The organism is Ferrovibrio sp. (assembly GCF_964218355.1).
Lineage (GTDB): Bacteria > Pseudomonadota > Alphaproteobacteria > Ferrovibrionales > Ferrovibrionaceae > Ferrovibrio.
Map to the genome: position 1 here is coordinate 58,211 of NZ_CAXPMC010000029.1, position 22,755 is coordinate 80,965.

19 protein-coding genes are annotated in these 22,755 nt (G+C 69.4%); 3 read left to right on the top strand and 16 right to left on the bottom strand.

The features are described from left to right. Positions 1–7 precede the first annotated feature (7 nt). Together ACEQZY_RS20085 and htpG are read left to right on the top strand one after the other, a co-directional pair. Positions 8–1,159 (top strand): DUF4340 domain-containing protein, encoded by a 1,152-nt coding sequence (locus ACEQZY_RS20085; RefSeq protein ID WP_370156699.1) that lies wholly within the window; start codon positions 8–10, stop codon positions 1,157–1,159. An 18-nt stretch (positions 1,160–1,177) separates the two neighbouring features. Next, positions 1,178–3,052, top strand: coding sequence for a molecular chaperone HtpG (gene htpG / locus ACEQZY_RS20090; protein ID WP_370156701.1), 1,875 nt, complete (start codon positions 1,178–1,180; stop codon positions 3,050–3,052). A gap of 15 nt (positions 3,053–3,067) precedes the next feature. Here htpG and ACEQZY_RS20095 read toward each other — a convergent pair whose 3' ends face one another. The 16 genes from ACEQZY_RS20095 to ACEQZY_RS20170 all read right to left on the bottom strand — a co-directional run bounded on the left by ACEQZY_RS20095 (position 3,068) and on the right by ACEQZY_RS20170 (position 22,208). Further along, positions 3,068–3,868: an NUDIX hydrolase gene (locus ACEQZY_RS20095; protein WP_370156703.1), complete on the bottom strand. Its 801-nt coding sequence runs from the start codon at positions 3,866–3,868 to the stop codon at positions 3,068–3,070. A gap of 35 nt (positions 3,869–3,903) precedes the next feature. After that, positions 3,904–4,338, bottom strand: a complete 435-nt coding sequence (locus ACEQZY_RS20100; protein ID WP_341705734.1) for a GNAT family N-acetyltransferase — start codon at positions 4,336–4,338, stop codon at positions 3,904–3,906. Between the two features lie 63 nt (positions 4,339–4,401). Further along, entirely contained in the window at positions 4,402–5,109 is a 708-nt protein-coding gene (locus ACEQZY_RS20105) for a DUF1223 domain-containing protein (protein WP_341705733.1), read from the bottom strand. A gap of 79 nt (positions 5,110–5,188) precedes the next feature. Next, entirely contained in the window at positions 5,189–8,647 is a 3,459-nt protein-coding gene (gene addA, locus ACEQZY_RS20110) for a double-strand break repair helicase AddA (protein WP_370156705.1), read from the bottom strand. After that, positions 8,644–11,646, bottom strand: a complete 3,003-nt coding sequence (addB, locus tag ACEQZY_RS20115; protein ID WP_370156707.1) for a double-strand break repair protein AddB — start codon at positions 11,644–11,646, stop codon at positions 8,644–8,646. The genes addA and addB overlap by 4 nt, the downstream gene beginning before the upstream one ends. Then, a complete protein-coding gene (locus ACEQZY_RS20120; protein ID WP_370156709.1) occupies positions 11,639–12,370 on the bottom strand; it encodes a nucleotidyltransferase family protein in 732 nt (243 codons plus the stop codon). The genes addB and ACEQZY_RS20120 overlap by 8 nt, the downstream gene beginning before the upstream one ends. Beyond that, positions 12,367–13,365 carry a phosphotransferase gene (locus tag ACEQZY_RS20125; RefSeq protein ID WP_341705354.1) on the bottom strand — a complete coding sequence of 333 codons (999 nt, stop codon included), beginning with the start codon at positions 13,363–13,365 and terminating at the stop codon, positions 12,367–12,369. The genes ACEQZY_RS20120 and ACEQZY_RS20125 overlap by 4 nt, the downstream gene beginning before the upstream one ends. Further along, entirely contained in the window at positions 13,358–13,837 is a 480-nt protein-coding gene (tsaE, locus tag ACEQZY_RS20130; protein ID WP_370156711.1) for a tRNA (adenosine(37)-N6)-threonylcarbamoyltransferase complex ATPase subunit type 1 TsaE, read from the bottom strand. The genes ACEQZY_RS20125 and tsaE overlap by 8 nt, the downstream gene beginning before the upstream one ends. A 9-nt stretch (positions 13,838–13,846) precedes the next feature. Next, complete coding sequence (locus tag ACEQZY_RS20135; protein ID WP_370156713.1) at positions 13,847–15,964, bottom strand: PAS-domain containing protein; 2,118 nt, start codon at positions 15,962–15,964, stop codon at positions 13,847–13,849. A 140-nt stretch (positions 15,965–16,104) separates the two neighbouring features. Beyond that, on the bottom strand, positions 16,105–17,499 hold the full coding sequence (gene ahcY / locus ACEQZY_RS20140) for an adenosylhomocysteinase (RefSeq protein WP_370156715.1): 1,395 nt from the start codon (positions 17,497–17,499) through the stop codon (positions 16,105–16,107). 115 nt (positions 17,500–17,614) lie between these two features. Then, positions 17,615–17,926: an HPr family phosphocarrier protein gene (locus ACEQZY_RS20145; protein WP_341704817.1), complete on the bottom strand. Its 312-nt coding sequence runs from the start codon at positions 17,924–17,926 to the stop codon at positions 17,615–17,617. Then, a complete protein-coding gene (locus ACEQZY_RS20150; RefSeq protein WP_341704818.1) occupies positions 17,926–18,330 on the bottom strand; it encodes a PTS sugar transporter subunit IIA in 405 nt (134 codons plus the stop codon). The genes ACEQZY_RS20145 and ACEQZY_RS20150 overlap by 1 nt, the downstream gene beginning before the upstream one ends. A 43-nt stretch (positions 18,331–18,373) precedes the next feature. Next, the gene (rapZ, locus tag ACEQZY_RS20155) at positions 18,374–19,273 is read right to left on the bottom strand and encodes an RNase adapter RapZ (RefSeq protein ID WP_370156717.1); all 900 of its coding nucleotides are present in this window, start codon (positions 19,271–19,273) and stop codon (positions 18,374–18,376) included. Between the two features lie 13 nt (positions 19,274–19,286). Continuing rightward, the gene (locus ACEQZY_RS20160; protein ID WP_341704820.1) at positions 19,287–19,760 is read right to left on the bottom strand and encodes an HPr kinase/phosphatase C-terminal domain-containing protein; all 474 of its coding nucleotides are present in this window, start codon (positions 19,758–19,760) and stop codon (positions 19,287–19,289) included. A gap of 105 nt (positions 19,761–19,865) precedes the next feature. Further along, entirely contained in the window at positions 19,866–21,464 is a 1,599-nt protein-coding gene (locus tag ACEQZY_RS20165) for a stimulus-sensing domain-containing protein (protein WP_341704821.1), read from the bottom strand. A 36-nt stretch (positions 21,465–21,500) separates the two neighbouring features. After that, positions 21,501–22,208, bottom strand: a complete 708-nt coding sequence (locus ACEQZY_RS20170; RefSeq protein ID WP_341704822.1) for a response regulator transcription factor — start codon at positions 22,206–22,208, stop codon at positions 21,501–21,503. 140 nt (positions 22,209–22,348) lie between these two features. Here ACEQZY_RS20170 and ACEQZY_RS20175 point away from each other — a divergent pair, with 140 nt between their 5' ends. Continuing rightward, on the top strand, positions 22,349–22,744 hold the full coding sequence (locus ACEQZY_RS20175; protein WP_370156720.1) for a DUF2306 domain-containing protein: 396 nt from the start codon (positions 22,349–22,351) through the stop codon (positions 22,742–22,744). The last annotated feature ends 11 nt before the right edge of the window (positions 22,745–22,755 follow it).

Consider the following 22,755-nt stretch of genomic DNA (forward strand, 5'->3'; position numbering starts at 1 on the left):
GAGCGACATGCTGCGCAACAAGAGCTGGGCCATCCTGCTGGGCACCGCCATCGTTCTGGGCGCCGCCGGCTGGTGGGTGGCGGCCTCGCGCGACCAGGCCGCGCAGGCCGATTTCACGCCGAAGCCGCTGTTTCCGGGCCTGCTGGCGAAAGTCAACGACGTCGATTCGCTGGAAATCTCCACGCCGAAGGCACTGTTCCGCATCGAGCAGACGGATGGCCGCTGGGTGATGCCGAGCCGCGGCAATTATCCGGTGCAGCCCGATCTGGTGCGCAAGAACGTGCTGGGCATTGCCGGGCTGGAAACCGTCGAGCCGCGCACCGACAAGCCCGAGCATTACGATCTGCTGCAGGTCAGCGATCCCGAGAAATACCAGCCGGCGAACGATGCCGCGAAATCCGATCCCGGTCCGGTGCTGGTGCGCCTGGTCGACAGGGATGCGAAGCCGATCGCCGCGGTGATCGTCGGCAAGGTGAAATCCTATGCCGCAGGCGGCAAGCCCGGCCAGTATCACGTGCGCAAGCCCGACGAGGCCCGTGCCTGGCTGGCCAGCGGCCTGCTGGATGCGAAGGCCGAGCCGGTCGACTGGCTGGTCAGGGACCTGATCAAGATCGACCGCAACCGGGTGGCCGAAGCCGTGGTGCGCCATCCGGATGGCAGCGAGCTGAAGCTGGTGCGCGCCGCAAAGGCCGACAAGGATGCCGGCTCTGCCGATTTCACGCCCGCCGGCATGCCGGCGGGGATGAAGATCGCCTCGCAGTATGACGCCAATTCCGTGCCGAACGTGCTGGCCTGGATGACCTTCGAGGATGTCGAGAAGGCCGCCGGCCGGGATTTCTCCAAGGCCACCGTCACCGAGCTGACCACGCTGGACGGCCTGCGCGCCACCATCCGCAGCATTCCCGCCGGGGATGGCAAGAAGGGCTGGGTGACCATCGCCGTGGCCTACGAGGCGGCGCTGGTGCGGCCCGATGAATCCAACCAGGACCTGCTGAAGCCGGACGAGGCCGAGAAGCAGGCGCAGGAGGCGGCCGCCCGCCTGGATGGCTGGGCCTACCTGGTTTCGGAATCCACCCTGCGCGACCTGACCCGGCAGATGCAGGACCTGGTCGAGCCGGAAAAGAAGGACGAGAAGAAGGACGCCAAGAAGGCGGGCTGACCGCCGGGATGTGACGCCATGACCGACCAGACCATGCATTTCCAGGCCGAGGTGGCGCGGCTGCTGCATATCGTCACCCATGCGCTCTACAGCCAGAAGGAAATTTTCCTTCGCGAGCTGATTTCCAACGCCTCCGATGCCTGCGACAAGCTGCGCTTCGCCGCCCAGACCGACGAAAGCCTGTGGGCAGGCGAAACCGACCTGAAGGTGACGCTGACGCCCGACAAGGCCGCCGGCACCCTGACGGTGGCCGATAACGGCATCGGCATGAGCCGTGACGAGCTGGTTGCCAATCTCGGCACCATCGCCCGTTCCGGCACCGGCGAATTCGTGGCCGGACTGACCGGCGACGCGGCAAAGGACATGGCGCTGATCGGCCAGTTCGGTGTCGGCTTCTATTCGGCCTTCATGGTGGCGGCGAAGGTCGAGGTGATCTCGCGCAAGGCCGGCGAGCCCCAGGCCTGGCGCTGGGTATCCGATGGTTCCGGCCAGTTCAGCATCGGCGCAGCCGACCGGCCGGATGGCGGGGAATGGGGCCGCGGCACCACCATCGTCCTGCATCTGCGGGACAGCGAGCGCGAATTCCTCGAATCCCAGCGCCTGCGCCATATCGTGCGCACCTATTCCGACCATATCGCCCTGCCGGTGCTGCTGCAGGAAGACGGCAGGACCGACAGCCTGAATGCCGCAAGCGCGCTGTGGGCGCGGCCGAAAGCCGAAATCACCGAACAGCAGTACCGGGATTTCTACCATCACGCCGCCCATGCCTTCGACGAGCCCTGGCTGACCCTGCATGCCCGCGTCGAGGGCAAGCTGGACTACACCCTGCTGCTGTTCGTGCCGGGCATGCGGCCGCATGACCTGTTCGATCCGGCCCGCAAGGCGCAGCTCAAGCTGTATGTCCGCCGCGTCTTCATCACCGACCGCTGCGACGATCTGGTGCCGGCCTGGCTGCGGTTCCTGCGCGGCGTCGTCGATTCCGCCGACCTGCCGCTGAATGTCAGCCGCGAGATGCTGCAGAACAATCCGGTGCTGGCGCGCATCCGGCAGGCGATCACCCGGCGGGTGCTGGGCGAACTGGAAAAGAAGGCGGCCGGCGAGGCTGATGCCTATGCCGCCTTCTGGGAAAATTTCGGCGCCGTGCTCAAGGAGGGCCTGTACGAGGATGCCGAGCATCGCGCGACGCTGCTGAAACTGGCCCGCTTCCGCTCATCCTCCCGCGAGGGCTGGGTATCGCTGGCCGACTACGTCGCGGCGATGAAGCAGGGGCAGGACGCCATCTACGTGATCAACGGCGAACAGGCCGAGCAGCTGAAGCGCAGCCCGCAGCTGGAAGGCTTCCGCGCCAGGGGCGTGGAGGTTCTGCTGCTGACCGATCCGGTCGATGACTTCTGGCTGTCGGTGGTGACCGAATGCGAGGGCAGGCCGATCCGTTCGGCCACCCGTGCCGGCGCCGATCTCGATGCCATCAAGGGCGATGCAGCGGAGCCGCAGCCGGAGGAGAAGGCGGAAGGCGCGGCGCTCGGCACCCTGGTCGCCCTGCTGAAGCAGGTGCTGGGCGAGGCCGTGAAGGATGTGCGCGAATCGAAGCGCCTGACCGACAGTGCCGTCTGCCTTGTTGCCGGCGAAGGCGACATGGACATGCATCTCGAACGCCTGCTGCGGATGCACCAGAAGCTGGATGCCGCCAGCCCGCGTATCCTCGAGATCAACCCGTCGCATCCGCTGATCCGCCGGCTGGCCGACCGCGCCACCCAGGCCGGCGCCGCCGATGCCCTGGCCGATGCGGCGCAGCTGCTGCTCGACCAGGCGCGGATCGTCGAGGGCGAGCAGCCGGCGGACCCGCAGGCCTTCGCCCAGCGGCTGGCGCGGCTGATGGAAAAGGGCGTCTGAGCGGAAGCCGCCCGGTTACATGCCGACGCGGCTGAGCGGCACACCGGTCACGCCATAGCCGGCTTCGGCCGGGATGCGCAGGTGCGGCTCGCCGGGAGCATCGCGGTCCAGCACCGGCATCACGTCGATGATGGGCTCGCGGGCCGCATTGGCCAGCGCTTCGGCGACGCTGCCGGCGCGGGCCAGCTTCACCAGCTGCATGCGGGTGGCAAACACGATGGTGCGCCGCTGCGCTTCCCAGTCATCTAGCGCCGCCTGGGCCCCGACCCATTCGGATTCGACCGCTTCGCCGCCGTCATGGGCGCCGATCTGGCCTTCCGGCGCGGCGGCGACAAAGAACCAGGTATCGAAACGCTTGGGCATCGCCTCCGGGGTGATCCAGTGCGCGAAGGGCACCAGCGTGTCGAGGGCATAATCGAGGCCCTCGGCTTCCGCCATGTCGCGCAGGGTCTTTTCGCCGCGGTTCAGCGGGTCGCGCCATGGCGCCAGCGCGGCGGCCCGCGCGGCCGGCAGCAGGCTGCCCTCGCCCTTGGCGCGGGCCAGCAGCAGGCCGGATTCCTCGAAGGCCTCGCGGATCGCGGCGAAGCCGAAGGCGGTCAGTGCCGGATCGAAGCGGCCGGGCCGGGCATGGCGGCCCATCAGGACCGGATCGCTGTCGCCCTCGGCCAGCTTGCCGCCGGGAAACACCATGGCACCGGAGGCGAAGTCGATGGCGTGATGGCGCTTGACCATGAACACCTCCGGCCCCCCGGCGCCCTCGCGCAGCATCAGCACGGTACTGGACGGCAGCAGCCTGCCGGTTCGGCTCTCGGTCATCGCGGTTTCCCCCGGAATGGTCTGTTATCGTTGGGTCAGGCGGCCGCCCGGCGCAGCAGGGCGCGGTTGCTGGTCTGCCGGGCGCGGGCAAAGCCGTGCCGGAGCAGCCAGGCGATGTCGCCGGTGCGGTCTTCCGCAAGCTGGACCTCGATGGCGGCATGGCCGGCGCCGCGGGCATGCTGGGCGGCGAAATCCAGCAGCCAGCCGCCAAGGCCACGGCCGCGCATCTCGCCGGCCACCGCCAGGCGGTGTACCAGCATGGACTGGTGCAGCGGCAGCAGCACGATGAAGCCGTCGATGGCGATCCGCCATTCGGCGACGAACAGGGCCTGCTCGTCCTGCAATGCGGCAAGATCCAGATTGTCACCCGGCCAGGCCTCGGCGGCAATGTCGCGCAGCCGCGGCAGGTCGTTGCGGTCGGCGGGGCGGATGCGATGCTCAATGCGGTGGGCGGTGCGCAGGCTGGTCATGCTGACAGCTTCCGGCGCTGTCGCCGGCCTGTCAACCGCAGGGCATGCTGCGCTGCCGAAAGATTACAGGCCGCGGCCATTCCGCAGGTCGACGGCGCCGATGATCGGGCCTTTCAGCGACTGCAGCATCACGACAGCTCCCTGCCGGCTCCAGTCGATATCGCCGAGATCGGGCAGCGCATAGGTTTCCGCCTGTCCCTTCCAGCGGCCGAAATCGTTCCAGCTGCGGGCCACGTTCAGATAGGTCATGGTGCGGCCGGCATTCTCGCCGCGGGCGATGGGCACCTGGTGTTCGCGGTCATACAGGCACAGCAGCAGCTTGGCCTCGCCCTGCCAGCCGGCCACCGCCGGCACGCCGATCTGCCAGCCGGTCTTGCCGGGTTTTGCCTGCAGCACGACGCGTTTTTCCCGCTCGGCATCCTTCACCGCCTGCAGCACGGCGGCGCGGTTGGAGCCGACCGCCTGGAACTGACCGTCGATCACCGCCTGTGGCGTATAGACCTGGCGCGACCCCATGCTCTGGGCATAGCCCTGCTGGCGGCTGCTGTGGCCCTTCTTGCCGAACGTGTCGCGCCAGCCGAGATAGTCCCAGTAATCGACATGCAGCGACAGCGGCAGCACGCCGGGCAGTTTTTCCCAGTCCGCCATCATCGCATCGGCGGGCGGGCAGGAGTTGCAGCCCTGGCTGGTGAAGAGTTCCAGGATCACCATCTGCTGCTGCGCCCGCGCGGGCCCCCCGGCCAGCAGCAGGGCCAGGCCGGCTGCCAGCATGACGAGTCCGGTCCGGACGGTCCCTGTAGATTGCTGTGTCATGGTGTCAAAGCTAGGCAAGCCCATACCACACGGCCAGTCACGTTGCAGTGAAAGTCTGTGCGACGCGGTCGAGCAGCCCGGCCGGCAGCGGCATCAGCCGCGGCGCAAAGGTCCACAGCAGGGCGGCGGCAACCGTTTTGCCCGGAAACACCTGCTGCAGCAGGGCGCGATACAGCGCCATCTGCTCCAGATAGGCCGGGCTGACATCTTCCGCGTGCAATGGCGGCGGCCGGTTGGTCTTGAAATCCACCACCAGGACGGTATCGCCGTTCACGATCAGGCGATCCACCTGCCCGGTTACCAGCCGGTTGCCGACCCGTCCGGCCAGCGGTGCTTCGACCAGGGCGCCGGGCCGGAAGACCGGAGCGAAATCCGGTGCTGCCAGAATGGCCCCGGTTTCGGCCAGGATCGCCGCGCGTTCGGCTTCCGGCAGGTCGCGGCCAGCCTGGGCCAGGAAGCGTCGGGCGGCGGCCTCGCGCGCCGGTTCGTCCAGGTCGGGCAGGGTCTGCAGCAGCCGGTGGATCAGCCGCCCGCGGGCCAGGCCGGCCAGGCGCTCGGCGCGGACCGGGCTCAGCGGCGCCGGTTCGGCATGGGCCGGCCGCGACGGGGCCAGCGGGCGCGGCGGCGCCGTTTCCGCCGGGGGCGGGGTCTGTGCCCAGGCGGGCAGCGCGCCGGCGGCTTCCGCCGCGGCGGCATCATCCGCCGCTTCGGCCGGCGGCTGGTCGGCATGGCTCTCGAAACGCAGGCCGGTTTCACCCCAGGGCAGGGCGACCTCCTGCTGCGGCTCCAGGGCCGCGATGCCGCCAGCGACCAGGCTGTACCAGCTTTCCGCCGGCGGGCCCTTCTCGGCGGTTCTGTGATTGAGATAGCCGCAGACATAAAGCCGGTCGCGCGCCCGGGTCAGGGCCACGTAAAGCAGCCGGCGGTATTCGTCCATCCGTTCGCCGCGCCGCCGTTCGCGCAGGTCGCGGCTCAGCGGCGTGTCGTAGTCGCGGCGCAGCGGCCAGACCAGCAGTGGTGCGTCTGCCGCCGCATCCCACAGCAGGCCATCGGGGTCACGCTCCTGCGGCAGGTCGCAGCAATCGGGCAGGATCACCACCGGCGCCTCGAGGCCCTTGGCGCCGTGCACGGTCAGCACGCGCACTTCGTCGCGGCCCTGTTCGAGGTCGCGCTTGACCACGCCGGCGTGGCCGTCGAACCACAGCAGGAAGCCCTGCAGGCTGGCCGGTGCCGTGTGTTCGTAGGCCATGGTGGCGGCGAGGAATTCGTCGATCGGCTCGTTGGCCTGGCTGCCGAGGCGTGCCACCAGCCGGCGCCGCCCGCCGCCGGCGCCGAGCAGTTCGGCGTAGAAACCGAACGGCGTGACGAGATCGGCGTGGTTCATCAGCCCGCGCAGCTCGTCGAAAGCGGCCTGCCAGTGCGGCTGTTCGCCGGCGCGGGCGCGCAAACCGGGCCACAGTCGCCCTTCGCGCTGCCAGCACAGGGCGAACAGGTCGTCGTCGCTGAAATTGAACAACGGGCCTTTCAGCACGGTCGCCAGCGTCAGGTCGTCATCGGGCAGCAGGCAGACCTGGCCCAGCGCCAGCAGGTCGCGCACCGCGATCTGCTCGGCCAGCTGCATGCGGTCGGCGCCGGCAACCGGAACGCCTGCGGCTTTCAGCTCCTGCACCATCGCGTTAAAGAAAACGCTGCGCCGCTGCACCAGAATCATCACGTCACCCGGGCGCAGGCGGCGGCCAAGGCTTGGCAGCATCTCGGTGTACATCCAGCCGCGGATCTGCCGGGCGATCACCTCGGCCAGCCGCTTGCGTGGATCATACTGGCCGACATAGTCGAGCGGGGCTTCCCAGGGTTCGCTGTCACCCTTCGGGTCGGGCTTGAAAGGCGGCCAGATTTCGATGCGGCCGGCCGCATCGCGGCGGCGGGCGCGATGGATCAGCGTCGCGCCGGGCTCGACCACGCCGGGCCGGGCCGCCTCTTTGGCGAAGACCGCGTCAACCAGCTGCAGCACCGCCGGCGCCGAACGGAACGACATTTCCAGCGGCGTTGCCAGCAGGCTCTTATCCGCCGCGAGCGCGGCGCGGCGGAAGCGTTCGCGCATGTCGAGGAAGGCTTGCGGGCGGGCGCCCTGGAAACTGTAGATCGACTGCTTGACGTCGCCGACGGCAAAGACGGTACGCTCGACCTCGCGGGCGCCGAAGCCGGTGAAGAAATCCTCGGCCAGGGCGGCGATCACCGCCCACTGGTCCGGACTGGTATCCTGCGCCTCGTCGACCAGCACATGGTCGATGCCCTGGTCCAGCTTGTACATCACCCAGGGAACACGCGTCGGCTCGACCAGCAGGTCGCGCGCCCGCAGGATCAGGTCGTCATAGTCGAGCAGGGCAAGGTCGCGCTTCCGCGCCGCGTAATGCGCCAGCAGGCTTTCACCCAGCCGCAGCAGATGGCCGGTTGCCTCCAGCACCGTTGCGGCATTCAGCAGCGGCCGCAGCCTTTCCAGCCGCTCCTGTTCGGCGCGCAGGATGTCGCCGCAGCCGGGCATGATCGTCTCGGCGGTCTTGGTGGCGAGTTTGTCGCGTGGTTTATTGGGATCGCCGGCCGTGAAGAAACCGGCCAGCCAGCCTTCCTCGAAGCCTGCCGGCGGGCATCCGGCGGCCAGCCAGCCGGACAGGGCTCCGGCCAGCTTGCGGTCGTTGGTGCCGCCCTGCGCCAGCGCCGCGACGGCACGGCGCAGGTCGGCTAGGGGCATCGCCGCCACATGGCCGGTGATGAGGCTGTCTCGGCTCGCGCCCCCGGGCAGGCCGAAGGTCCGTGCCAGCGCCGCAGTGGCGCCGGCGGCATCACCATGGGCGTCCAGCACGGCCGCAAGATCGCGGCGACGGCCGAGCAAGCCTTTCAGCAGCAGGTTGAAGCGGCTGTCGTCAAGTCTGGCGGCGAAATAGCCGATTAGTGCGGCCAGTTCCGTGTCGCTGCGGCTTTCCTCGAGGATGCGCATCTGCGCTTCCCCGAGCAGGGCGGCGGTGGCGGGTTCGTCGGCAACCTCAAAATGCGGTGGCAGGCCCGCCTCGACCGGGAAGCGCTTCAGCAGCGCCTCGCAGAAGGCATGGACGGTCTGCAGCCGCAGGCCGCCGGGCGATTCCAGCGTGCGGGCGAACAGCCGGCGCGCCGTGGCGAGGTCGGCCGTCTCGATGTGGCGGCCGAGCAGGTCGAACAGCTCGGCCTTCAGTTTTTCGTCGGGCAGGATGGTCCAGGCGCCGATCCGTTCGGTCAGGCGGATCTTCATCTCGGCGGCTGCAGCCTTGGTGAAGGTCAGGCAGAGGATGCCGCCCGGCCGCGTGCCGCCGAGCAGGATGCGGATGACGCGATCGACCAGCACGCGGGTCTTGCCCGATCCGGCATTGGCCGCCACCCAGGCCGACAGGGCCGGATCGGCGGCACTGCGCTGGTTCATCTGGTGTGCCAGCAGCTCGCGGTCGGTTCCGGCGCCGTCGCTCATGAATCCTCACCGCCTTCGGCGCGTTCGGCGACGCGGGCGAGATGGTCATAGTCGCCGGGATACTGCACGAATTGCGGCCGCGGCCGCGACAGATAGGGGGTGGCCGGGTCGTCGAAGCGGGCAACCCAGCCTTCGAGGCGCTGCAGCGCCGCACGGGCCAGTTCGTCGGCCGGCGGGATCGCCGTGCGGTCACGGCGCTTCCCCTCGATGCGGCGCTCGCTGCCCGGTGTCTCGCCGCCGGCCAGCCGGACATAGACGAGTTCGGCGATCTCCCCCGGCGGCAGATGCTCGAAGCCGCCGCCCTGGGCAATGGCGGCTTCGAGTGCCAGCTGTGGCGCCAGGCCGCTGTCGACCTGCAGTGCGCTCGGCGGATTGCCGGTCTTGTAGTCGAGCACGGCCAGCGCACCGTCGCCGGTGCGACGGTCGATGCGGTCGGCGCGCGCCTTGAGTGCGAAGGGCCCGGCCGGGGCGGCGAGGTCGAGCCGGCCTTCCTCCTCCAGCAGGGCCGGCTCGAAGCCGGCCTGGCGGCGCGCGCGTTCGTAGCCCACGAACCAGCGCATGGCGCGTTCGAAGCGCGGCCACCACAGCACGGCGATCTGCGGCTGGTCGAGCCAGATGCCGAAAGCCGCCCGGCCGCGCGCCAGCAGCTCATTCAGCGCCGCCTCGTCATCCGGCAGTGTGTCACGATGGTTTTTGAGGAAAGCATCGAGCACGTCGTGGATGATGGTGCCGCGCAGGCGTGCATCGGGCGGCTGGCCAAGATCGTCGAGCCGGCGCAGCTTCAGTACGTGGCGGGCATAGACGGCATAGGGATCGCGCAGCCAGGTCTCGATGGCGGTCACGAACAGGCCGCGCGGCCGGGCCGCGACGGGTGGCCGCGGTGCCGGCGGCTCGCTGCGCAGGGCGGCTTCCGGCCGGTCGAGCTGTTCCGCCCAGGCAAGATAGCGCGGTGCCAGCGTTGCTTCCCAGCGCGCATCGCCCTTCAGCATCGCCTCCAGCCGCAGCAGCCAGCGGGCCGGCACCGTTGGCGCGCCATCCACCTTGGCGGCGCGGCTGAGGATGATGTCGGCACCGCAGGCGGCCTGCACGAAGTCATGGCTGGTCTGGCCGAGGCGGCGTTCCGGCGCGGCAAGGCCGAGTGTCGCGCGCATCGGCCGGCTGAGCCACGGATCTTCCTCGGCCTGCGGTGGCCAGGTGCCTTCATTGAGGCCGCCGAGGACGATGCGGTCGGCCTGCTGCAGCCGCGCTTCCAGCAGGCCCCAGATGAACAGGCGCGGATGGCTGCCATGGCGCGGCCGTACCACGCGACCCTCGAGCAGGGCATCGAACAGGCGTGGCCATTGTCCGGCCGGCAACGGGCCGAGCGTTTCGCCGGTCTGCAGGATGTCGGTGACGAGATCGTGCAGGGCCCCGCCGGCCTCGTGCTGCCACAGGGGCATTATCTCGTCACCGCCGGGCCCGGGTTCGGCCAGCGCCTCGGCCGCGGTAACCAGCAGGCGCAGCAGCTCGGGCAGCGGCAGGGTGTCGTCCGGGCGCAGGCGGGCGAAGGGCGCCACCGCGTGGCGCAGGGCGGCGAAGAGCGGCAGCAGGCGGTCGTGGCCGGCAAGGCGCCGGCCCAGCGCCTCGATGCCGGTTTCCGGCTGCGGGCCGCGCAGGATGGCGCGCTCGATGCGGCGGGTCCAGCGCAGCAGCTCGCGCCGCGGCCGGCCGAGGCGGCAGAAGGGATGTTTCAGCAGCGCCAGCAGCGGCACGGCAGCGAAATCCCCGGCTGCGGCGGCAACCAGCAGGCGCAGGAATATCGCCGGCGGGGCCTGCGCGAGCGGCCGGCCGGCGGAATCGTCGATGGCGATATCGTAGCGCGCCAGTTCCGCGGCGACGCGGCGGGCCAGCGTGCGGTCCGGGGTGATCAGCGCGGCAGTGCGGCCTGGCGTTTCGAGGGTCTCGCGCAGGGCCAGCGCGATGGCCAGCGCCTCGTCATGCAGCCCGGCGGCCTCAATGCGCTGCAGGCCGGCAAAGGCGGCATCGGCCGCAGCGGGCTGGTCGCGCCAGCGGTGGGTTTCGCCCGGCGGCAGCAGGGCAACGGACAGCAGCGCCGCGCGTGCCGCTGCCGGTGCGGGGTCCGGGCCGGCGGCAGGCCAGACCGCCACCTCCGAACGCAGCACACCCAGGCTGTCGGCCAGCCGGGCCAGCAGATGCTGCGGGTGGGTCGGCTCGCCCTTCGCGGCCTGCCAGGCGGCATCGTCCAGCTGCTGGTCGAGACCGGGCAGGATCACTATGCCCTGCGGCATCCGGGCGATCAGGCGCAGCAGCCGCGCGGTGGCCGGAATGCTGCCGGTCGAGCCGGCGGCGATCACCGGTCCGGCCGGCGGCTCCGCCTGCCAGTGTGCCGCCAGCCGGTCCATGGCGATGCGGCGGTGCTCGGCGGCATCCATGCGGCCGGCTTCCTGCTTCAGGCGCGGCCAGTGTTCGCGGATGATGCCGAGGAAATCCAGCGTCGCCTGCCAGTGACGGGCGAGATCGAGACTGCCGGCCAGGCTGGCGAGGCCGTCGAGGCTGATCTCCTCGGTGGCGGCGGTATCCAGCAGATGGCCGAGCTGGCGGGCCAGCCGCAGGGCACCGGCTGCATCGCCCCCGGCCAGCGGCGAGGCCTGGACAAGCCGGGCCAGCAGCAGGTCGCGTTCCAGCGGTGTGAATGGCAGGGCCTCGCCGGCTGCCGTCTCGTCCCCCGGTCCGCCGGCGTCGCGCAGGTCGAGTTCGTCCTCGTCGACATCGCCGAGCGGCCGGATCGCCGGCAGCAGCAGGGCACGGCCGCCGGTCTGGCGCAGGAAGGCTTCGGCGAGGGCGCGGCAGGCGCGCCGGGTCGGCAGCAGGATGGTGGCGCGGCTCAGCAGCAGCGGATCGCCGCCCCAGCGCTCCAGGCAGCCGGCCGCCAGCAGGTCGAGAAAAGGCCGGCCGGCCGGGATGGTGAAAACCTGGGGGGCGGCTGCCGGGTCAGCCATTGCCGCCATGCCCGGCGCTCAGGATTTTCTCGGCGATGGCGATGCCGTCATGGGTGCCGACATCCATCCAGTCGCCCTGGTGCGGCAGGCCGGACAGCCGGCCGGCGGCGATGGCGCGGTCATACAGCAGGTTCAGCGAGAAGGGGCCCTTCGGGGCACCGGCAAACAGCGACGGCTGCAGCAGCTGCACGCCGGTATAGACATAGGCGGCGGCCGGATTGCGGCCACGGCGGACGAGGCGGCCATCGGCACCGCGGTCGAAATCGCCGGGACCGGCATGGCCGGTGGCCTGGTCGCGCGGCTGCAGCAGCAGCAGCCCGTCCATCGTGGCCGGATCGAAAGCGGCTGCCAGCCGCCGCAGCGCGCTTTCGCCATGGTCGCGCCAGATCAGGTCGGCATTGACGGCGAAGAATGGCGCATCGCCCAGCAGGGGCAGGGCATGAGCGATGCCGCCGCCGGTTTCCAGCAGTTCGGCGCTTTCATCCGAGATCGTCACCGCGATGTCGCGACGCGAGGCGAGATGCTCGCGGATCTGTCCGCCCAGCCAGTGGATGTTGACCACGGCATGTCTCACACCGGCCTCGACCAGCCGGTCGAGGGCGTGGTCGAGCAGGCTGCGGCCGGCAATGGTGATCAGCGGCTTCGGCGTGTGTTCGGTCAGCGGCCGCAGCCGGGTGCCGAGGCCGGCGGCCAGCACCATCGCCGTCTGCGGCAGCGCGATCATGCGGCCAGGCCCGGCAGTGGCCGGCGGCGGAGGTCCGGCGGCGCCACGCGGTCGACCCAGTGGCGCAGGTCTGCCAGTGCCGGATGTGCGAGGTCACGCTCCAGCAGGCGCCACATGCGCGGCATGAAGGCCTGGTAATGCGGCTTGCCGTCGCGCTTCCACAGCCGGGTGAAGACACCGACGATGCGCAGGTTGCGCTGGGCGCCGAGGATGGCATAGGCGGTGCGGAAGGCTGCCGCCTCTTTGCCGCTGCCGGCGATGTAGCGCTGCAGCATCACCTCGGCCAGCGCCGGCGGCACGTCGCGGCGCGCATCTTCCAGCAGCGAGACGAGGTCATAGGCGGCATGGCCGGCCACGGCATCCTGGAAATCCAGCAGGCCGACCCGGGCGACGCCGTCGCGCTGCGGCAGCCAGAGCAGGTTCTCGGCGTGGAAATCGCGCAGCACCAGAACCGGCGGTGCCGCCAGCGCCTGCGGCAGCAGCGGCCGCCACAGGGCGCGGTATTCGGCCTGCAGCGTGGCCTCGGTGGCGCGGCCCGTGGCGGCGGGCAGGTACCAGTCGAGAAACAGTTCGGATTCCGCCACCAGCAGGTCGCCGTCATAGCTGCGCAGACCGGCCGGTGCCGGCCGCCGGTGCAGGTCGAGCAGAAAATCGATGGCGGCGGCATAAAGCGGGGTCTCGTCGGTGCCGCCGGCGATCAGCCGGGCATAGAGGTCGTCGCCGAGATCCTCCAGCAGCAGGAAGCCGTGTTCGGCATCCGCAGCGAAGATGCGCGGCGCGCTGTAGCCGCCGGCCGCCAGCTCGCCGGCAATCTGCAGGAAGGGGCGCACATCCTCCTGCGGCGGCGGTGCATCCATCAGCACGGCCGTCTGCGTGCCCTGCTGCAGCCGTTCGTATCTGCGGAAGGATGCATCACCGGCCAGCGGGCGGCGTATGGCGGCGGCCCAGCCGGCACGGTCGAGAAAGGTCCGGACAAGGGTGGCGCGGTCAGTCATGCGGGAGATCCAGTGCGGCAAGGCGGGCTGCCCAGGCGGTATCGCCGGCGAGCTCGGCCTGCCGTGCCGTGCCGGTGCCGGCCGCCGGTGCCAGCCGCAGGGTCAGTGCATCCGGCGGCGCGGCGGTGCCGAGGCGGTCCGGCCATTCGATCAGGCTGATGCCCTCGGCCAGAGCATCCTCAAGGCCGAGCTCGTCCAGTTCGCGCGGGTCCGCGACGCGGTAGAGGTCGAAATGCCACAGCATGCCGGCCGGAATGTCGTAGGTCAGCACCAGGTTGAAGGTCGGGCTGGGCACCTCAATGGCGGCGCCGGCAAGCTGGCGGATCAGGGCGCGGGCGAAACTGGTCTTGCCGGCGCCGAGCGGGCCGTCCAGCAGCAGGGCGTCGCCGGCGCGCAGATGCGGCGCCAGCGCCGCGGCCAGTGTGGCGGTGGCCGCCTCGTCGGACAGAGTAAGACGGCGAATCACGGGCATGGCCCGAGTCTACTGACGGGCCGGAATCGCCGCAACGGCAGCGGCCGGTCCCCGCCCCGCCGGCAGGCGGATCTCGACCGCCTGGCTTGCCTCGCCGCTGTCGAGGCGCAGTTCGCCGCCATGCAGGTCGAACAGACCGCGCGCGACCACCAGCGACAGGTCGGCATGGGTGCGGCGGCGGTCCGGGGCATCGGCGAGGTCGGCGAAGATGCTGGTCGGCCGCAGCGGTGCGAGGCCGCCGCTGTGGCTTTCGACGCGCAGGCAGATCCGGCCGCCGCCATCGGGGCCGGCGGCGAGGCGGACCAGGCCGCCCTGCGGGGTGCCGTCGATGGCGGTGCTGATCACGCTGTCCAGCGCCTGGCACAGGCGCTGCTCGTCGCCGGTCAGATGGCCGCTGTCGCGGTCGTCGGGCGGCAGGTCGAGCCGGATGCCGCGCTGCTCGGCGAGATCCTGCCACTGGGCCGCAGCGGCCTGCCACAGGGCTGCGGCGGACAGGTCGGCCGGTTCGAGCGCCATCTGGCCGACCTCGATGGTGGCGATGGCGATGATGTCGTCCAGCAGCCGCAGCATGTTGCGGGACGCCGCCATGATGTCGCCGCAGTATTCCTCCTGCCGCGCGTTGACCGGGCCGAGGATGCCCTGGGCCAGCACCTCGGTCATGCTGATCAGGGTGCCGAGCGGCGAGCGCAGCTCGTGGGTGATGTTGCTGATGAAGGCGGCGTTCATGCGGTCGGTGCGTTCCAGCGCCTCGTTGCGCTCGCGCAGGGCCCGTTCGATGCGGATGCTGTCGCTGACATCGAGATAGGTATAGAGCACGGCGCCGTCGGGCAGCGGCACCGAGGCATAGTCGATCACCGTGCCGTCGCCGCGTTCCAGCCGGCCACGGGTTGCCTTGCGGGCGGCGAAGCTGTCGACCAGGCGTTCGCGCAGCTGCGTCCAGTCCGGCCCGCGCTGCATCAGCGGTCGGGCGGCTTCCAGCACCTCGGTCAGATGCGGCTGGCGGTTCAGGATGTCGGGATCGATCTGCCAGAGCTGGGCGAAGGCGCGGTTATACAGCGACAGCCGGCCGTCCGATCCGTAGACGACGACGGCCTCGTACAGGTTGTCCAGGGTGGCGCGCTGTACCGCGATCATGGTGTTGGTGGCCCGTTCCAGGGTCAGCTGGCGCGTCACGTCGTCATAGGCGAACAGCAGGCCGCCGGACGGGTAGGCGCTGATCACCAGCCGCAGGGTCGAGCCGTCGGGCAGGTGCAGCAGCTCCTCCTGCCGCTCGATCACCGTGGTGAACAGGCCGAGCTGGCTGCGCTTGTAGGCCTGCCAGTCGATCTGCTCGGGCAGGCGGCGGTCGGCACGCAGCTGTTCGAGAATCTCGCCGAAGGTCGGACTGCTTTCCAGCCAGCTTTCGTCCAGCTGCCACAGCCGGGCATAGGCACGGTTGAACAGGATCAGCTTGCGGTCGGGGCCGAAGATCGCCGTGGCCGTCGAAATGGTGCGCAGCACTTCCATATGGGCTTCCATATGGCGGCGCAGCTGGCCGCGGGCATCGGCCTCGGTGGTGATGTCCTGGCCGAAGCCGAGTGTGCCGCCGCCGGCGGGCAGTTCGAAGATGCGGTAATTGCGGCGGTCGCCCTCGGCAACGAAGCGGCGTTCCTGCACCTGCAGACCGCCGGCCTGGCGGGCGGTTGCGGCAAGGTCGCGCGGCTGGTTCAGGTCGTGCGAGGAGGCAAGCTCCAGCCCGCGCGCCACGGCATCGGCGGCGGTGGTCTCGGTCATCCGGGCATAGCGGGTATTGACCCAGAGCAGGCGGCCATCCTCGCCACGCCGCCAGATCGGGAAGGGGGCGGCATCCAGCAGGGCCAGGGCCTCGGCTTCGGCCTGGCGCAGGGCGATGGCCTCGGCGCGCTGGCCGGCGGCATCTGCGGCCAGGGCCTCCAGCCGCGCGGCGAGGTCGGCGGCGCGCCGCTGCGCGTCTTCGCGCCCGGCCCGCAGCGCCTCGCGCTCGGCCTCGGCCGCCTGCAGCCGGGCCGCCAGCTGCCGCAGCCGGCGGCTCTGGGCAATGGCGATGCCGGCGGTCGCCGCGCCGGCCAGCATGGCAATGCCGGCCAGAATCCAGCCGCCGTCAGCCATGGCGGCCCGCCCCGTTATCCCTGTGCCCAGACATGGCGGCCACTATCGGCAGAGCGGCGCCGGAAAACAAGGTGCCGGAAACGCGAATGGCCGGGCGGGAAACCCGCCCGGCCATCGGCCGTCGCCATGGCTGGCAGCGGTCAGTAGCGGTAATGGTCCGGCTTGAACGGGCCGGCTTCGCCGATGCCGAGATACTTGGCCTGCTTGTCGCTCAGCTTGGTCAGCTTGGCGCCGACCTTGGCGAGATGCAGCGAGGCCACCTTCTCGTCGAGATGCTTGGGCAGGGTGTAGACCTGCTTCTGGTACTTGCCCGGGTTGGTCCACAGCTCGATCTGCGCCAGCACCTGGTTGGTGAACGAGGCGCTCATCACGAAGCTCGGATGGCCGGTGGCATTGCCGAGATTGACCAGGCGGCCTTCCGACAGCACGATGATGCGCTTCTTGTCGGGGAATTCGACCTCGTCGACCTGCGGCTTGACGTTGTGCCACTTGAGGTTCTTCAGCGCGCCGATCTGGATCTCGCTGTCGAAATGGCCGATGTTGCAGACGATGGCGCGATGCTTCATCGCCCGCATGTGGTCGATGGTGATCACGTCGACATTGCCGGTGGCGGTGACGAAGATGTCGCCCTGCGGCGCGGCATCTTCCATGGTCACCACCTCATAGCCTTCCATCGCCGCCTGCAGGGCGCAGATCGGGTCGATCTCGGTGACCATGACGCGGCAGCCGGCATTGCGGAGCGAAGCGGCTGAGCCCTTGCCGACATCGCCGTAGCCGGCGATCACGGCAACCTTGCCGGCCATCATCACGTCGGTGCCGCGGCGGATGCCGTCGACCAGGCTCTCGCGGCAGCCATACAGGTTGTCGAACTTCGACTTGGTGACGCTGTCATTGACGTTGATCGCCGGGAACAGCAGACGGCCTTCCTTGGCCATCTGGTAGAGGCGATGGACGCCGGTGGTGGTCTCCTCGGTCACGCCCTTGATGGCGGTGCCCATCTTGGTGTACCAGCCCGGCTGCTCCTTCACCCGCTTGGCGATCGCGGCGAAGAGGACTTCCTCCTCCTCGTTGGTCGGCTTGGCGACGACCGACAGATCCTTCTCGGCCTGCATGCCCAGATGCAGCAGCAGGGTGGCGTCGCCGCCATCGTCGAGGATCATGTTCGGGGTGCCGCCATCGGCCCATTCGAAGATCCGGTGGGTGTAGTCCCAGTATTCGACGAGGCTCTCGCCCTTGACGGCGAAGACCGGGATGCCGGCGGCGGCAATGGCGGCGGCGGCATGGTCCTGGGTCGAATAGATGTTGCACGAGGCCCAGCGGATATCGGCGCCCAGCGCCTTCAGGGTCTCGATCAGCACCGCGGTCTGGATCGTCATATGCAGCGAGCCGGCGATGCGGGCGCCCTTGAGCGGCTTCTGCTTGCCGAATTCCTCACGCAGGGCCATCAGGCCCGGCATCTCGGTCTCGGCCATGTCCAGTTCCTTGCGGCCCCAGTCGGCGAGACCGATATCCTTGATCTTGTAATCCGCGCTCATATCCGCTTGCTCCGGCGTTCGGTTCGAAACTGGCCGGGGTATAGCAAGGGCGGGCGGCCCTGTCCAGATATATATAAAGAAATCTTTATATAGGAATGTTTAATCCGGGGGCGGCCTACTCCCCCTCGCCGAACTTGGCCTCGACCAGCTCGGTCAGGGCGGCCATGGCGGCCTCGGCCCGGGGCCCGCTGACGGCAATCTCGATGCTCGACCCCTGGGTGCCGGCCAGCATCATCAGGCCCATGATCGATTCTCCGTTAACGGTCTGGCCGTCCTTGGAAACCTGGATCCGGGTGTCGGGGAAGCGGGCGACCACCTGCACGAACTTGGCCGCGGCACGGGCATGCAGGCCGCGCTGGTTCACGATGGTGACGCTGCGGACCAGCGCCGCGGCCGGATCGGCCGGTTTGCCGGGCGCCGCGTCCACTAGCGCGATTCCCCCGCCAGCAGCCGCGATGCGACATTGATGTATTTGCGGCCCGCTTCCTGGCCGGCCGCCACGGCGGCGGCCAGATCGAGCTTGTCGCGCACCGAGGCCAGCTTGATCAGCATCGGCAGGTTGACGCCGGCAATCACCTCGACCTTGCCGTCCTGCAGCATCGAGATGGCGAGGTTGGAGGGCGTGCCGCCGAACATGTCGGTCAGCACGATCACGCCCTTGCCGGCATCGACGGCGGCAACCGCATCGACGATGTCCTGGCGGCGTTCGTCCTTGTCGGTCGGCGCGATGCAGACGGCGCGGATATTCTTCTGCGGCCCGACCACATGCTCGGTGGCATGGATGAATTCCTCGGCCAGGCGGCCATGCGTGACGATGACAATGCCGATCATGGGGTGCAGCCGATCATGGAAGGATGCCGGTCATGGGGAACCCTTATTTCTTTGCCGCTTCGGCGAGTGCCAGATCGCGGTCGCGGTGGCGGATATCGACATGCCTGCCGGCTTTGTGCAAGGCCTGCGCGAGCTGTTCGGCGACAAACACCGAACGATGCTGGCCGCCGGTGCAGCCGACGGCGATGGTGAGATAGCGTTTGCCCTCTGCGGCATAGCGGGGCAGCAGCGACTGCAGCATCTCGGTCAGCCGCCGGAAAAACGCCGGATAGTCGGGATCGGCGGCGATATAGGCGGCGACGGCAGGGTCCTCGCCGGTGCGCGGGCGCAGCTGCTCATCGTAATGGGGATTGCGCAGGAAGCGGACATCGAACACCAGATCGGCCTCGCGCGGCAGGCCGTGCCGGTAGGAAAACGATACGATCATGATACCGAGGCCGGCCTGGTCGTCCAGCGCGAATTGCCCGGCCAGAGCCTGCCGCAATCCGGGCAGGGCTAGCGTGGTGGTGTCAATCACCAGGTCGGCCTCAGCCTTGAGTGGTGCCATCAGCCGGCGCTCGCTGGCGATGCCGTCGGCAACCGGCCGGTCGGCCGCCAGCGGATGGCGGCGGCGCGTCGCCGTGAAGCGTTTCAGCAGCACGTCGTCGTCGCAGTCGAAAAACACCAGCCGGACATCCAGGTCGCCGCGCTGCTTCAGTTCGCCGATCAGTGCGATCAGCCGGTCGGTCTGGAAGTCGCGGGTGCGGGTGTCGACGCCGACCGCGATGCCGGCACCGTGGCCGGACGGATTGTCGCGGGGCATGGTCAGACGGCCGAGCAGCGAGATCGGCAGGTTGTCGACCGCCTCGTAACCGGCATCCTCAAGCAGCTTCAGGGCCGTGCTCTTGCCGGCACCCGACAGGCCGCTGACGATGGCAAGACGGGTGCTGGCTGGGGCAGGCATCGCGACCGTCCGGTTATTGCGCGGCGCCGCGGCGTCGCAGGCCGCGCGCTTCGGCAGGCTCGAACAGGCGGCCGGCGGCGGCGCGCTCCAGCGCCAGCAAGGCCACGGCCGCGGCACTGGCGGTGAACGCATCGAGGCTGAGGCAGGGTAGTGCGATGCCGAGAAATGTCTCGAAGCGCGGTTCCGGCAGGCGCGGTACGCTGGTGCGCGGCACCAGGTCGATCACCAGCGCCAGCGGCGTCGGTGCCGCCGGCAGCAATTCGACCGGGCCGAGACCGCGGATTTCCAGCAGGCCGCGGATTGTTTCCGGTGCGCCGGCAATCAGGCGGGTATCGTCGCGGGAGAGACGCGTGCAGTCATCGGCGACAAGGCGGGCGCCGGCATCGATCATGCGGAAGGCAAGATCGGATTTCCCGGAGCCGGATGCGCCGCGCAACAGCACGGCCAGCCCGTTGCGGGCCACACAACTTGCATGAAGCGTCAGCATGGCCGGGCAGCCTGCCGCCGGGAAGACGGCACTGTCAATACATGTCCATGTGAAATTCGCCGGTGACAAGGCGTGTCGCCTGTGGCAGGCGGTGCACCTTGCCGGTTAAAGCGGCAGCCGCACCGTGAAGCGGGCGCCGCTATGGCCGTCGTCGCGGTTCTCGGCATGAATCTGGCCGCCCAGCGACTGCACGATCTGGCGGGCGATCGGCAGACCGAGGCCGGAATGCCGGCCGAAGGCCTCGCTGGCCGGGCGTTCGCTGTAGAAGCGGTCGAAGATCGATTCGAGGTTCTCCGGCGGAATCCCGGGGCCATCGTCGGTCACGGTGAAGACCACGTGGCGCGGTTCGCGCCGCACGGCCACCGTGATGGTGCCGTCGGGCGGGCTGAAGGAGATGGCGTTGTCGATCAGGTTGCGGGCGACCTGGCCCAGCCGGCTTTCGAAGGCCGGCGCGCGATAGGGGCCGGGTTCGATGCGCTTCATTTCGATGCGCGGCAGCGGCCGCATGGCGGCGCGCGCCGCATAGGTGTCGACCACGGCCTGCAGCATCTCGGCGATGTCGATCGGTTCCGCCTCGCTGCGCGCCAGTTCGGCATCGAGGCGGGAGGATTCCGAAATATCGGTGATCAGGCGGTTCATGCGGTTCACGTCATCCTGCATCACAACGAGCAGGCGTTCGCGCAGGTCGGGCTTGTTGGTGCGTGCAAAGGTCTCCATCGCGCTGCGCAGGGAGGTCAGGGGATTCTTGATCTCGTGGGCGACGTCGGCGGCGAAGCGTTCGATCGCGTCGATGCGCTGGGCCATGGCGCCGGTCATCGCCCGCAGCACGGCCGACAGGTCGCCGATCTCGTCGCGGCGGTCCGAGAAATCCGGGATATGCAGGTGGGCCACGCGGCCCTTGGCGGCGCGAATGCGCTCGGCGGCCTCGGCCAGGCGGTGGATCGGCCGCACGATGGCGCCGGCAAGATACAGCGAGGCCAGCACGGTGAAGCCGAGCACGGCGGCGAAGACCTTGAGGGCCGCCAGCCGTTCCTCGCGCACCCGGTTGTCGATCTCGGTGCTGTCCACCGTCAGCATCAGGGCGCCGACCACCTTGCGCAGGCCCTGGACCGGCACCGCCACCGACAGCATCAGCCGGCCGCCGGCCAGTTCGCGCAGCTGGCGGGCATCGTCGCCGGCGAGGGCGCGGCGCGCCTCGGAATATTCATTGGCATGGGCGAACGGATACTCGGTGTATTTCGGCAGGTCGAGCCGGGTCATGAACAGCGCATTGATGTGGTCGTACAGGCTGAGCAGCGCGCGTTCCCAGGCGGTGTCGATTTCCGGCGGCGGCAGCTGGCGGGTGATCACGCTGCGGCCGGCGGCGAGCAGCAGGCGGCTGTCGGCCACGAGGTCGCCTTCGGTGTCGAACAGGCGGGCGCGGGCGCTCGACTGCGCGGACAGGCGGCGCAGCAGCAGGCGGGCGGTTTCCGGTTCCAGCGCCGGCGTCAGCTCGTAGGGGCTGATGGCAGCTTCGCCGAGGGCACCGGCAATCAGGCCGGCCTCGTAGCGCAGGGCGGTCAGCCGGGTTTCGATCAGGCCGAGGCGGAACTGGTCGAGATACAGGAAGGCCAGCACCAGCGAGATCGGCGCCGCCAGGTTGATCAGCAGGATGCGGCGGGTCAGCGGCGACATCAGCCGCCGGCGCGGGCGCGTCTCCGTCACTGCCGTTTCCCCGCCGCCATCATCGCTGCCGCACCGTCAGGCCGGCTGCTCCTTGAAGCGGTAGCCGACGCCATACAATGTCTCGATGGCGTCGAAATCGTCGTCGACCGACTTGAACTTCTTGCGCAGCCGCTTGATGTGGCTGTCGATGGTGCGGTCGTCGACATAGACGTTGTCGTCGTAGGCGGCATCCATCAGCTGGTCGCGGTTCTTCACATGGCCCGGCCGCTGTGCCAGCGCCTCCAGCAGCAGGAATTCGGTCACCGTCAGGGTGACATCCTCGCCCTTCCAGGTGCAGCGGTGGCGGGCCGGGTCGAGCGACAGCGGGCCGCGCAGGATCATCTTGTCGGCCGCGGTTTCCTCGGCGCCGGGCCGGCTGGCCTCGGCGCGGCGCAGCACCGCCTTGATGCGCTCGATCAGCAGGCGCTGGCTGAACGGCTTGGTGATGTAGTCGTCGGCGCCCATCTTCAGGCCGAGCGCCTCGTCGATCTCGTCGTCCTTCGAGGTCAGGAAGATCACCGGCACCTGGCTGACGCGGCGCAGCCGGCTCAGCGTTTCCATGCCGTCCAGCCGCGGCATCTTGATGTCGAGGATCACCAGGTCCGGCATCTGCTGGGTCAGGTGGCGCAGGGCCTCGGCGCCGTCATTGTAGGTGCGGACCTTGTAGCCTTCGGCCTCCAGCGCGATGGAAACCGAGGTGAGGATATTCCGGTCGTCGTCGACCAGGGCGATGGTGGCGCTCACGGGAAGTCCTTGATCTGGCTGAACGGGGTCTGGGTGACAGGATCTGGCGAAAGGATGACGGGAATCGGCTGTGACGGGAATCACATAATATATATCAGGACAATGGCGGTTTATCAGGCTTTGCCGCTAGCGTGATAGCGATGAATTATGCCCCAATTGTGGCCGCCGGTCCGGCCGTGCATATCCACCTCGCCGCAACCCTCGCCGCGCTGGCGCTCGGCGCCGTCATGCTGCTGCGGCGCAAGGGCACGCAGTCGCACCGGCGGCTCGGCTGGCTGTGGGTGGCGCTGATGGCGGCGGCGGCGCTGAGCAGTTTCTGGATCACCGGACTGCGCGGAGACGGGTTCAGCCCGGTCCATATCCTCTCGGTGGTCACGCTGGTGGCCCTGCCCTGGGCCATCTATGCCATCCGCCATGGCAACGTGCAGCGTCACCGCCAGACCATGATCGCGCTGTTCGGCGGCGGCCTGCTGATCGCCGGACTTTTCACCCTGATGCCGGGCCGGCTGCTGGGTCAGCTGATCTTCGGCGGCTGATCCCGTCGCGC